This is a genomic window from Acidobacteriota bacterium, from assembly GCA_028874215.1.
Classification (GTDB): domain Bacteria; phylum Acidobacteriota; class UBA6911; order RPQK01; family JAJDTT01; genus JAJDTT01.
On record JAPPLF010000041.1, the window covers coordinates 131,051 to 143,494 of the forward strand.

A 12,444-nucleotide genomic window follows, 5' to 3' on the forward strand; every position below is an offset into this window, starting at 1 on the left:
TCCCGTGAGTCGACGCCTTTGGACCCTGTTCGCGGCCCTGATACTCCTGCTGCTGCCGGGGCAGGGAAGATCCGCCGCCGCGGAAGAACCGGTCCCCCTGGAGCCGGGCCGCAAACAGCTCTTCCTGGACGACCACATCGTCGGCGAGATCCAGAGTCTGGACCGGGTCATGCACCGGCCCGCCAAGCGGGGAGCCGTGCTGCTGCCGGACCGGCCCTGGGACGGCCGCTTCACCGCCACCGTCTCGGCGCCCATGTGGATCGAGGGGGAGGGACACTACAAGATGGTCTACGAGGGACGGCCTCTCCGGTACGCCGAAGAGGGCTTCCGTTGGGCGCTGGCCACCTCCCGGGACGGCCTGGCCTGGGAAAAGCCCGACCTGGGCGCGGTGGACTTCCGCGGGTCCCGGGCCAACAACCTCATCGCCGCTCCGGAGAACAAGCGGCTCTGGCACGTGGTCCACGATCCCGAAGATCCCGATCCCGCCCGGCGGTACAAGGGATTCCTGGGCCACAGCGGCCGCCGGCCCGTGGTGAGCCCGGACGCCGTGCACTGGACGATCCTGGAAGTTCCGGTCCTGCCGTCCGGCGATGCCGGCACCCTGACCTACGACCGGGAACGGCGCCGATTTCTGGGCCTGCTCAAGTTCGGCGGCAAGTATGGCCGTTCCTACAATCTCTCCGTCAGCAAGGACTTCGTGAACTGGTCGGAGCCCCGATTCTTCTTCAGCACCGACGATCGGGACCAGGAGCACGCCCTTGAAGTGATCCGGAGACGGATCGCCGACCCGGGTCTGGCCCGGCCTCTCTTCGTGGACCCGGACCCGTCCATCGGATGGACACCGCCCGGCGTGGAGTTCCAAAACCGGGGGATCTGGAATGCCCAGTCCTACAACATCGGTGTCTTTCCTTACGAAGGCCTCTACATCGGATTGCCCATGATCTTCTACCCCACCGGGAGACGGCTTCCGGAGCGGCGCAACGCCGACGGGTTCCACCTGATCCAGTTGGCCATGACGCGGGACCTGCAGCATTGGGAGCGCCTGGGGAACCGCGAGCCCTTCATCGGGCCCTCGCGCCTGGACCAGGGCCTGGCCGGCAACTACGACCGGATGCAGTTGATGCCCACCAACCGTCCCGTGGAGAAGGACGAAGAACTGTGGTTCTACTACTCGGGCTTCAAGTGGCGGGTCTGCCCCTATGACCGGTACCTGGACGGGAGCCCGCGCAGCCCCGAAACCCTCAATCCGCAGGAGCGCGCCGACTACGTGGAGGACGCCCATTCCGCCATACACGTGGCGGTTCTGCGCCGGGACGGCTTCGTGTCGCTGGACGCGGGACGGAGCGAAGGGACCCTGACCACCCGTCCCCTGGTGATGAGCGGCAGTCGCCTCTGGGTCAATCTGGACGCCGCGGAGGGCCGGATCCGGGTCGAGATCCTGGATGCCGGCGGACGGCCCATCCCCGGGTTCTCCGGCGGCGATAGCCTCTCGCTCGGCGGCGACCGGACCCGGTTCCCGATCCGGTGGAATGGATCCGATTCCGTGGCCCGCTTGAGCGGACAGACCGTGGTTCTGAGGATTCAACTCCGAAAAGGCTCCCTCTACGCGCTCTGGACGGAATGAGCCGGTCCCGGAACCAGGAACCGTTGCCTCCGGCGAAGGGACTGTTGCCGGTCCTCCTTCTGGTCCTCCACGCCCAACTTCCGGCGAAAGACGGGGCCACGCCCCGTTTCGCCGACGTCAGCCGGGAGGCGGGGCTGGAATTCGTCCATCGAAACCAGGTCGCCGAACCCGATCCGGCGGCCAAGTACCTGATCGAGACCATGGGGTCCGGAGGCGGTTTTCTGGACTTCGACGACGACGGCTGGATGGACATCTATCTCGTCAACGGCCGCGGTTCGAACCGCCTCTACCGGAACCGCGGGGACGGGACCTTCGCCGACGTCACCGGGGAGTCGGGAGCCGGGGACTCCTCCTACGGCATGGGGTGCACCTTCGGCGACTACGACAATGATGGCCGCGTGGACATCTACGTCACCAACGTGGGCCCCAACGTGCTCTACCGGAACCAGGGGGACGGCGCCTTCCAGGACGTGAGCAGGCAATCGGGGGTCGCGGATCCCCGATGGGGGACCAGCGCCGCCTTCGCCGATTACGACGGGGACGGGCTGTTGGACCTCTACCTGGCCAACTATCTGGAGTTCTCATTTCAGGACCATGAACCGTGCTATTTCCGGCAGATCCCCATCTACTGCTACCCCCATGGTTTTGACGGAGTGGGCAACGTCCTCTACCGGAACCTGGGAGGACGCACCTTCATCGACGTGACCCGGAGCGCCGGCTTGCGGGAGGAGGCCCGCTACAGCAAGAGTCTGGGAGTCCTCTGGCTGGATCTGGACCGGGACGGGCATCAGGACCTGTACGTGGCCAACGACACCACCGGAAACTACCTGTTCCGAAACCGGGGCGACGGCAGCTTTCAGGACATCTCCCTGGAATCGGGGACGGCCCTGGGCGGCTCCGGCATGGCCCAGGCCGGCATGGGGGTGGCCGCGGGCGACCTGGACGGACGAGGCCGCTTCCACGTCCTGGTCACCAACTACTCGCTCCAGTACAACGCCCTCTATTGGAACGAGGACGGAGAATTCTTCAGCGACCGGATCATCGACTCGGGGCTCTCGGGGCCCAGCTTCGTTCCCCTGGGATTCGGGGCCAACTTCTTCGATGCCGACAACGACGGCGACCTGGACCTCTTCGTGGCCAACGGACACGTCCTGGAGGAGGCCGCCCGCGCCAATCCGGGCAGCCGGTACCGCCAGCCGAACCAGTTGTTCCTGAATGACGGAAAGGGAAGGTTCGCCGAGGCCGGCGATCCCGGGGCCTACTTTTCGGTCCGGAACGTCTCCCGAGGCTCGGCCGTGGGCGATTTCAACAACGACGGCAAGCTGGACCTGCTGGTGACCAACTGCGGAGGCAAGGCTGACCTGCTGGAGAACCGCAGCGGGGGAGGCGGCAACTGGATCCGCTTCCGGCTGCGGGGAACCCACTGCAACCGGGACGCCGTGGGGGCCCGGGCGACGCTTGGCGCCGGCGATCTGAAACTGGCCCGGGAACTTCGCTCGGCCAGCAGCTACCTGAGCCAGAACGACCCGCGGCTCCACTTCGGCCTGGGGCGACGAACGAAGGTCGATTCGATCCGCATCGACTGGCCGTGCGGCAGGACGCAGGACGTGACGCCGCCCCAAACTCTGAACCAGACTCTTTCCATTCAGGAACCGTGAAGACCGTCTCCGCGCTGCTGTTGCTCTTCCAGACTCTGGCCTCCCCGGGCGTACCGCTCCCGCTGGAGAGCGTCCTGGCCAAGATGCGCGACGACAACTACCTCGGCGCCCTGGAGGAGATCGAGGTCCTGCTGGGCGGTGGAAGGGGAGATCCCCGGCTCTACTACCAGAAGGGCGTCTGCGAGACGGTCCTGGGGCGTTATGCGGTGGCGCTGGAGAGCTTTGAGCGAGCCCGGGAGGCCGGGTTCAAGGACGCTTGGAGGATTCGCTCCCGGACCGGAATCGTCTACTTCCACCAAGGCCGGCATCAAGATGCTCGGGAGGAGTTCCAGCGCATACTCGACGACCGGCCCGGGGACCCCGATGCGCTGTACTACCGGGGACGCATCGAGCTGAAGCAGGGCCGTTTTCGGGAGGCAGGGGAGACCCTTCTTGCGGTGTTGGATGCAGACCCCGAATACGATCCGGCTCTCTTCCATCTGGGACGGGCGCTCCTCCGGCAGGGCCGCCTCGACGAGGGCCGGGGCATCCTTCGTTTCCACCGGAAACGGGAACATCTGAAGAAGCAGCTACGGACTCTGCTGAATCTGGCTGCCTCTCCCCAGGCATCCGCCTCCGTGCACCTGGAGCTGGCGGGCGTCTACCTGGAGCTGGGCCGGCCCAGTTTGGCTCAAGATGCGATCAAGAAGGCCGAAGAGCTGGACAGCGGCCACGCCGAAATAGACCTGTATCGAGGCGGGCTGGCCTGGCTCCGGGGCTCATATTCCGAAGCCGTCCGGCGGCTGAGCGAATACGCCCGTTCCCATCCCGGCGACTGCCGCCTGCTCAACTTTCTGGGCAGAAGCCTCAAGGCCGACGGCAGGAAGGGAGAAGCCCTCTCCGAGTTACGGAAGGCGGCCCGTCGATGCACTGTCGGCGCCGGCCTCCTGGCCGACCTGGCCGAGTTGGAGTTGGAAGCCGGCCAATTTCAGCGGGCCGCAACCCACGCGGGCATGATCATCGACCTCAACCCCCTGGCGCCGGTCGGCCCTTTTCTGATGGCCGTCGCCAGTCTCCACCGCCGGCAGTTCCATGAGGCCGAATCCTGGGCCTTAAAGGCGCTGGACCTGGAGCGGCGTCTGGCTCTCCTGCCAACGGACAGGGAAGGCTCGGTCGCCCGCTCGGAGCATCACCGGTTGCTCCACGCCGTCTACGTCAGGTTGGGCAATACGGTGAAGGCGCGGGAGCACGAGGAGAAGATGAAGCCTCTATCGAGCCCTGGAGAGTAGTGTATGTCACCGAGATCGCGAAAAAGCTGTGGGTGCTGCACGCTTTCCAGAAGAAATCCAAAACGGGTATCCGGACGCCAAAATCCGAGATCGACCTCATCCGGGCGCGTCTCAGACGATTAAGGAAGGAACTGATGTGATGACGGATGAGAACTTCGAACTGGTCGAGGGAAGCGGCAATATCTTTCGCGATTTCGGGGACCCTGAGGCCGATCTGAAGCAGGCCAAGGCCATCCTCGCAGCTCGGATCATCGCCGTGCTGGACGAACGCGGTCTCAGCGTGCGAAAGGCGGCGAGTATCACCGGCTTCGCAGCCGCCGACTTCTCGCGTATCCGAAACGCAAATCTTGGACGGTTCACGCTGGACCGGATGATCAGGATGATTGGTGCGTTAGACGACCACATAAGAGTAACGATTCAGGTCGGTCTGCGCGCGGAAGACCCAGCGACGACGACAGACGTCGGAGCGGGGACACTCCCGTCCCCGGCAACGAGGGGGTAGGGGGGACGTTAGTCTCCCCTTTACAATTCCAACACGGTAGAGGGGGGGACAAGGACGTCCCCCCCCTCCTCTCTCCCTCAGAACGAAAACCGGAACGCGAACTGGAGCCGGCGCGGCTGGGAGGCGGAAGAGACCCTTCCGGCACCGCCGCTCTCGATGGCGTCCTGTCCGCCCTTGCCACCGGGCGTATCGAAGATGGGATGGTTGAAGGCGTTGAACATTTCCACGCGGAAATCCAACTCCTTTTCCTCTCCCAGGGCGAACGCCTTGTGGAGGCCGATGTCGAAGACGCTGATTCCATCCCCCTCCAGCGGCCACATGTGTGAGTTGCCGAATCGTCCCACGGCCGGTATCGCGAAGGCGCTCACGTCGTAGTAGCGATCCACCGTCCTCTGGCTCTCGGGGAGTTGACCTGTACTCAACCGGTCGGGCATCAGCAAGCGCCGGGAACCGATGTCGTTCACGTCTCGTCCCACCCGGACGCCGAACGGCGACCCGGTGGCCGCGGTAATGACGGAGGTGGCCTCCCAACCTCCCAGCAAGGTCCTGGTGAGGCCGGTGGCGTTCCGAAAGATGGGCAGTCTCCAGGTGAAGGCCGTGTAATAGCTGTGGAGCCGGTCCCACTTGGTCCGGGTGTTGAGCGGCGTGCGGTCGAACTCGTTGGGCACCACCGCGATATAGGTTCCGGCGTAATTGGTGGCGAAGACCCGGCCGTAGGTCCAACCGGCCGAAATTCCAAGGCCGTCCCTCGGCATCCGCTCGATCTTGGCCTGCAGCGAGTTGTAGTGCTGCGACCCGTCGAAGCGGATCTGCAGGGTGGTGGCGATCAGCGGATAGGGGCGCCTCATATCCCGGTTCCCTTCCGCCCGGATCGTCTCTCCAGTGTTCAGGATGATGGGCTGCCCGGCGATCTGCGACACGTTCCAGGCCCGATGATTTCTCATGTGCCGGCCCTGATTGCCCACGTAGGCGATTTCCACCTTGGTGTCGTCGAACAGCTCGTGCTGAATCGACAGGTTGTAGCTGTAGACCTGGCCGGTCTGGGAGCCGCTGCCGTCATACGAGTAGGCGCCGTCGCTGTGCACTCTGGCCGCCGACGTGGAGGGCAGGTCCAGGAAGCCGCCGTGCATGTACTCGGGAACCTGTCCCCGAGCCTGGATGCCGCGGACGGTGCCCACATAGGGGCCGACCCAGCCGACGCCCACCTTCCAGCCACCGTACTCCTGGTCGAAAGACAGGCCGCCACCGGCGCGCAGGACCGTCCGGTTGGTGCCGAACATCCGCCAGGCGATTCCCACTCTGGGGGCGAAGCTCTGCCAGGGAACCCCCCGGCAGCGCTGGCTGTCCAGTTCCACCACCGGGACCACCAGGACCTCCCGCTGGCCGTTGGTCACCAGGGGAGAGTCATAGGGGAAACCCTTGGGCACCATGTGGACGGGGTTGTCCCGCCCTCCGGTCACGTCTATAAAACAGTTCCCCTTGTTGTCCAGCCAGTGCTCCGGAAGGGGGATTTCGTGCCTCAATCCAATGTTCAGGCTGAGGTCCGGCGTGACCTTCCAGTCGTCGTTGATGAACCAGTTGTAGGCCGACTGATTGTAGCCGCCAAAGTTTCCGAGGCCGTATCCGGCCCCTCCCGTGATCCTGGCCTGAGCATCCGACACGGTGCCGAGCAGGAAATCGGCGTAGGGCTGGCCGAAGGTGGACCCTGTGATGCCGCCGTCGGCGCCGTAGGTGATCTGCCCCGTCTGATAGCCGTTGAAGCTGACCCGAGCCGTGGGCCTCACCCAGCCCAGCCGCACGTTCATGTTCCGAATGGTCCCGATTCCGACTTTCAGGTAGTGATTGCCCTTGCGCCAGGAGGCCGTCTCCTTGATGCTGAACCCCCAGTCGCCCTGGTCGAACTCGCCCTGGCCCTGGATGTTGGAATACCCGCTGATGCCGATGGAAGGCAGGTCGGCGGGACCGCGCTGGCCGTTGTCGCCGATGGCGAAGATGCCGTCCTGCCCCGCCAGGTCGTAGCCGAACTCCTGGAACCAATCCACCGTGTCGGCGCTGTTGTTGCCGAAGTCAGACTTCCAACCGGTGAAGTTCAACTCGTTCACCACGTTGGTCCCGATCGGCTTGACCCAGCCGCCGCTGGTCTGCCACCCGGTCTCCAGCTCGGTAAACACCTCGTAGACGTTGCTTCTCATCCCGGGAACGCCCAGGCGGCCGCGCCCGACGAAGAAGCCGAAGGATCCGGCCGACGCCGAGCCGTGGGAGATCTGCGGGTCGTTCTGCCAGGTCCAGCGCCCGAAGAGCGTCGAATCATCGCCCAAGTGGTGATCCCCTCGAATCGAGACCTTGTTCTTCACCTGGTCGATGACGTGGGGATAGGCGTAGTTGGGATAGACGTTCTGGTTTGGAGATGGCCAGGGCACCTTGTCCCGAACCGCCAGGGAGACGGGGTGGATTCTGCTGGTGGGGATGACGTTGTTGGGAAATTGGACCCGCTGCCCGTCGACCACGTTGAAGGGGTCGTAGATGGGAATCAGGCCGTGCTTCCCGTCGCCCGCTCCGAAATTTCCCGCTAACTCCGAGGCGGGAGGAACGTCCATGAAGCCGGTCAGGTTCGACTCGTCCATGAAACGCTCATAGCTGGCGTAGAAGAAGGTCTTGTCCTTGATGATGGGCCCGCCCACGGCGCCGCCGAAGGTATGGCGGCTCAACGGCAGCTTGCCCAGTCCGGTCCGGTTGGCGAAAAAGCCGTTGGCGTCGAACGCTTCGTTGCGCAGATACTCCCAGGCGAAGCCGTGAAACTCGTTGCTGCCGCTGTGGCTGGTCATGCTCACCACGGCCCCTCCGACCCGGCCGTACTCGGCCGAGAAGGTGTTGCTGATCACCTTGAACTGCTTGACCGTCTCCGGCGTCGGATTCACGGTGGCCCGCTGATCGTAGAGCCTCTGGGCGCCGGCGCCGTCCAGCATGATCTGGTTGGAGTCGGGCCGCAGGCCGTTGACCGACGGAAGGCCACCCGAGTCACGGACGAAGCGGGGGTCCGTCGAGTAGCGAACGCTGACCGAACCGGTGGAGAGCTCCGCCAGCAGGATCAGATTCCGGTCGTTGATGGGCAGCTCCGTGATCTGGGTCTCGTCCAGCGTGGTGCTGATGTCCGCCGTGTCCGTGTCCAGCGCCGTGGTCTGTCCCATGACGGTGACCTGCTCGGCGATCTCGCCGGGAGCCAGGAGAAAATCGAGGCGCGCCACCTGGCCGGTGTTCAAGCGAACCTCGGCCACGTGGGTCTTGAATCCGGGCAATTCCGCCCGGGCCTCGTAGACACCGGCGATGAGCTTGTCCACCAGGTAGTTCCCCGTGTCGTTGCTGACTGCGGCTCGGGGAATGTTGGTTTCCGTGTTGGTGACGGTGATCTCGACCCCTGGGACCACGGCTCCCGTCTGGTCGATGACGCGTCCCACGATCTGTCCGTACGTGGTCAACTGACCGTAGGCGTGGGGCAGGGAGAGGCAAATGACGAGTGTCAGGGTGAGCGCCAGGATGCCGGGGCGCAGACGAGGTGCCTGATGCATCAGCGACCTCCTTGAGTTGTGCGGACTGCCTGGGAATGCAGACTAATTGCTTGAAAGCATGGTAGCCACAACGGGCCCATGAGTCAACAAGGCATGTTCTTCTCCTGTTCACCTCTCTGCTTTTTGGAGCTCACTGCACGACGACGCTACGGGTGGAGGTCGCCATTCGGCCCGAAAGGCTCTGGCGCAGGACCACCACCAGATCGTATTTGCCCGGCGGAGCGTCCTTTTCGGAGCTGGAGCTGAAATCCCGGTAACGCTGAAAATGGTCCAGGCCCTCGCTGTCCAGGTCCAGATCCAGACGTTTGAAGAAAAGGAAGTCCTCGCCCACCCACTTGCCCGAATCGTCGACCAGCGCACCGAACATCTCCATGACGCAGCGGTTCTTCCGGCCGTTGCGCGAAAAAGCGAACGAACGCGTGGGGATCAAGGTGCGGACCTTCAGCTTGCCCGACGGGTTGGTGACCTGGACCCGGAAGGGAAAGTCCCGAAACAGTTCGGGAAACTTGAAGGCGTTGGCAAGATCCGCATGCGCCGTCTGCTCCGGGTCCGCGTCGACGTATCCTTGGCGGTAACGGAGCTTGACTCCCTTTCGCGCCAGCTTGACCCGGATCTCGTGGAACTTGCCCGGCTTCCGCTTCGCGCGGGGCGCATATCCCAGCAGGTAGTAGCTGCGCCCGTCGTCGAAGGCCTTCCCGATGCCACGCGCCATGTCGTTGTCGTTCAGAAAGGAGAGTCCGCCGGTGCCCGACGACAGGGTAGTGAGAAAATCCTGGGGAGCCGTGATGTCCTGATTCGAGTGGGAAGCGTACATGTGGCTTCCCGACTGCCGGGTCGCGGCATTGGAAATGGCCGGAGGCATCAGGCCCCGGGGATCGATGCTGTAGATGGAGACCTGCGATCGATTCGCCTGGTCGATGACCGACCGCAACCGCGACTCGAAGCTGGTCCGCCGGCCCGAACCCGCCATGCTGCTGTTCACTAGCATGTGGACCTGCGCGTACTGGCTGGGGGCGAACATTGCGGCGCGCTCGCGGATGATGTTCTTCATGACGGTGCGGGCGTTCAGCGGGTATCCGGCCGAGATCAGCATCAAGTGCTTGCGTCCCGGGAGGGAACGCAGATGGCGGGCCAGGGCGCCGATGGCGGCGCAACTGAACGCCACCTGGATTTCCATCTGGGAGAGGATCTGCCTCGATTCGCCCGCCGCCATCTGGATGGCTCCTTCGATCTGCGGGACCAGTTCTTCCACGTTCCCCTGAGCCAGGCTCGGATCGTTGGCCACGCCGAGGGCGCCCATGTCGGCGAATATGTCGTCCATAATCTCCATGAAACGACTCAGATTGCCCTCCAACCGAGGTTCGAAGGGGACCTTGTCCAGTGCCTGGCTGAATCTTTCCGTGTCCCTGGTAAAGGCCTGATTGATCCGAAGCCGGTGGCGGATGGTGGCCAGCATCACCTGGTCGTTCGGGCCCAGGCGCGACTCGACGAAGCTGCGAATGGCCTCCTTGCTGCGGCCCAGAGCGTCGAAGGGCATGCTGTGCAGGTCCATCAGGAAGACGTAGTACCCTTCTTCGATCGTCTGAATCGGGACGCTGCTGATGCTCGGTGTTGGTTTTCCCGGTCCCTCAGGCTCTCTCGCCGGGATCGGCGTCCCCCGGTCTTGCAGGCTGAAGAACGTCACCGTCTGGCGTTTGCCGTCTTCCAGCACCTCCAGCTCATCCGGGCGCAGATCCCAGATGAAATTGCCGTCCCGGTCGGTTGCCACAAGGTCAACCAGAACCAGTTCCGTCGACGTCTTGAAGGTGGGGACGTCCTGGGCCGAGGCGGACGGCCAGAGGCTGCAGACGATCCAGAGGAAGGCGCCAAGCCGGATTCTGACGGGAGGATTCGTCTTCTTTCCCACGTGCGGTTCCGGGCCCTTCGGCCGCTCCGCGCCGGCCTTGTTGCAGGTTTGAGCGGATTGTACCATTCGGTTCGTGCCAGCTTCAGATCTCAGGCGTGCGGCGCAGGAGTTTCGCGGAACCTCGAAACGAATGCTTGCAACACTGGTCTGGGGCCTCGGATTCCTGCCGCTCTGGAGCCAAACCTACGATGAGGCGGTCCGCCACTTTCAGCAGCGGAACTACCCTGAAGCCTTGGCCGTCACCTATGAAATCCTGGCGGAGGATCCCGGCAACGCTGCTGGCCATCACCTCCAGGGACTGATCTTCGCCCAGTTGCGGCAATTGCCCGAAGCCGAAGCCAGCCTGAGACGATCCGTCGAGCTGGGGCCCGGCGAGCCGGGCCATCACTTCGACCTGGCCGTCATTCTGCTCCGGCAGCAGCGGCAGGAAGAAGCGCTGCCCCTGTTGGAACGCGCCGTGGAGATGGATGGATCGAACCTGATGACCCGTTTCTACCTGGGCCGGACCTATCACGAACTCAACCGCCTCGAACGGGCGCTGGAGCAATTCAACACGATCGTCGAGAGCGACTACAGCTTTCCCGCGGTCCACTACCATCTGGCCCGGGTCCATCGGAACAACGGAGCGGCCGGGGAGACCATTCGAGAGCTCCGGTACGAGATCGAGCTCTATCCGAAGAATGTCGTGGCCCGGCTCGAGCTGGCCGAAATGTTGCTCAAGCAGGGACAGGCAGCGGAAGCCCTGGAGCACCTGCAGGTTGCCGGGACGGGCTTCTACAGCCGCGACCGCCGGGCGGTGGCGGTGGCCAAGAGCCGCCGGCTCTACGTCACGCTGACCGCCCTCCCGCCGAGTCATCTGCACCTGCTCCTGGCCAAGGCCTACCGGGAATTGGGACGGCTGGAGGAAGCCGTCTCTTCGGCCCTGAAGTGTGTGGATCTCGATCCCCAATTGGCCGACCCGCACTACATCCTGGCGCAGATCTACCAGGAGCAGGATCGGATGGAGAAGGCGGCGCGGGCGATGGAAACCTTCAACCGGTTGAAGGCCGGGAGGGGGGACTGTTAGTCCCCCCGTCTTCCCTCTTCCTCGTCGCTGCGGGGATAGGAAAACTCCCGCTACCAGCGACTGGGAAGTTGCCATTCCCCGGATCTCGAAGCTCGCCGGCTCCACGAGGGGTCGGCTCCTGAACGCCGACGCACTCTTTTTTCCCTTCCATGGAAACAGCCCTGCGGGGCGCAGACAGCGATGGCCGCCACCACGCCGCCCCGTCACCAGAGCACGGCGCTCGCCCGGCTCGTCACACAGCGCTTGGTGTATCAATTCCGGCATTCAAGCCCACCACGCCCACTGAGTCCTCCATCCGGAGACCCGCCGGGTCCACACGGTTTGCTCGGACCGTTGGACGGTATGATATTGCTTGCATGGGACTCTGATGGAGTTGAATCGGCTAGGACAGCGGATATGTCTGGCTACGGTATTGTGCGTTGTTCCGTTGGCGATGCCTTCGGCAACTGCGCAGTCCACATCGGGGTCGATCCTGGGCGACGTGGCGGACCTGTCGGGAGGATTCCTGCCGGGAGCGATCGTGAGCGTTAGAAACAACGCAACCGGTGCGACCCGGGAGGCGTTGACCAACGAAGTGGGGGCCTTCCGGTTCTCGGGGCTGCCACCGTCCAACTACTCTGTGACGGTAGAGTTTCCCGGCTTTCAGACCGTAACGCGGCCGGCGGTGACGCTGGCCGTGGGCGGCACGACGAAAGTCGATTTCGAGTTGAATGTGGGGTCGGTCGCCGAGTCGATCACCGTCGCCGGGGCGGCGCCGCTGGTGCAGCCGACGGAGAATACGGTCCAGGTTGTGGTGGCCAACCAGCGAGTGCAGGAACTGCCGACCAAGAGCCGCGACTTCATGGATCTGATGC

General features: G+C 64.1%; 9 protein-coding genes. 7 read left to right on the forward strand and 2 right to left on the reverse strand.

Going from position 1 to position 12,444, the window contains the following annotated elements; genetic code table 11:
* Positions 1 to 4: 4 nt before the first annotated feature.
* Genes OXT71_07865 through OXT71_07885 form a run of 5 tightly spaced genes read left to right on the forward strand, consistent with a single transcriptional unit; the run spans position 5 to position 5,052 of the window.
* On the forward strand, positions 5 to 1,624 hold the full coding sequence (locus OXT71_07865) for a hypothetical protein (protein MDE2926297.1): 1,620 nt from the start codon (positions 5 to 7) through the stop codon (positions 1,622 to 1,624).
* A complete protein-coding gene (locus OXT71_07870; protein ID MDE2926298.1) occupies positions 1,621 to 3,282 on the forward strand; it encodes a CRTAC1 family protein in 1,662 nt (553 codons plus the stop codon). The genes OXT71_07865 and OXT71_07870 overlap by 4 nt, the downstream gene beginning before the upstream one ends.
* Positions 3,279 to 4,550 (forward strand): tetratricopeptide repeat protein, encoded by a 1,272-nt coding sequence (locus tag OXT71_07875; GenBank protein MDE2926299.1) that lies wholly within the window; start codon positions 3,279 to 3,281, stop codon positions 4,548 to 4,550. The genes OXT71_07870 and OXT71_07875 overlap by 4 nt, the downstream gene beginning before the upstream one ends.
* Before the next feature lie 32 nt (positions 4,551 to 4,582).
* On the forward strand, positions 4,583 to 4,690 hold the full coding sequence (locus OXT71_07880; GenBank protein ID MDE2926300.1) for a type II toxin-antitoxin system RelE/ParE family toxin: 108 nt from the start codon (positions 4,583 to 4,585) through the stop codon (positions 4,688 to 4,690).
* Entirely contained in the window at positions 4,690 to 5,052 is a 363-nt protein-coding gene (locus OXT71_07885) for a helix-turn-helix transcriptional regulator (GenBank protein ID MDE2926301.1), read from the forward strand. The genes OXT71_07880 and OXT71_07885 overlap by 1 nt, the downstream gene beginning before the upstream one ends.
* A 77-nt stretch (positions 5,053 to 5,129) precedes the next feature.
* Here OXT71_07885 and OXT71_07890 read toward each other — a convergent pair whose 3' ends face one another.
* Together OXT71_07890 and OXT71_07895 are read right to left on the reverse strand one after the other, a co-directional pair.
* Positions 5,130 to 8,618: a TonB-dependent receptor gene (locus tag OXT71_07890; protein ID MDE2926302.1), complete on the reverse strand. Its 3,489-nt coding sequence runs from the start codon at positions 8,616 to 8,618 to the stop codon at positions 5,130 to 5,132.
* Positions 8,619 to 8,748: 130 nt separating this feature from the next.
* A complete protein-coding gene (locus OXT71_07895; GenBank protein ID MDE2926303.1) occupies positions 8,749 to 10,524 on the reverse strand; it encodes a VWA domain-containing protein in 1,776 nt (591 codons plus the stop codon).
* Positions 10,525 to 10,654: 130 nt separating this feature from the next.
* Here OXT71_07895 and OXT71_07900 point away from each other — a divergent pair, with 130 nt between their 5' ends.
* The gene (locus OXT71_07900) at positions 10,655 to 11,590 is read left to right on the forward strand and encodes a tetratricopeptide repeat protein (protein ID MDE2926304.1); all 936 of its coding nucleotides are present in this window, start codon (positions 10,655 to 10,657) and stop codon (positions 11,588 to 11,590) included.
* A 520-nt stretch (positions 11,591 to 12,110) separates the two neighbouring features.
* Positions 12,111 to 12,444: carboxypeptidase-like regulatory domain-containing protein (locus OXT71_07905; protein ID MDE2926305.1), on the forward strand; the 334-nt coding region annotated here is incomplete at its 3' end.

What these genes read in the sequence shown, in the direction of transcription:
- OXT71_07870 (MDE2926298.1), top strand. Translation starts at nt 1,621, where the DNA reads ATGAGCCGGTCCCGGAACCAGGAACCGTTGCCTCCGGCGAAGGGACTG.
- OXT71_07885 (MDE2926301.1), top strand. Translation starts at nt 4,690, where the DNA reads ATGACGGATGAGAACTTCGAACTGGTCGAGGGAAGCGGCAATATCTTT.
- OXT71_07890 (MDE2926302.1), bottom strand. Translation starts at nt 8,618, where the DNA reads ATGCATCAGGCACCTCGTCTGCGCCCCGGCATCCTGGCGCTCACCCTG.
- OXT71_07900 (MDE2926304.1), top strand. Translation starts at nt 10,655, where the DNA reads ATGCTTGCAACACTGGTCTGGGGCCTCGGATTCCTGCCGCTCTGGAGC.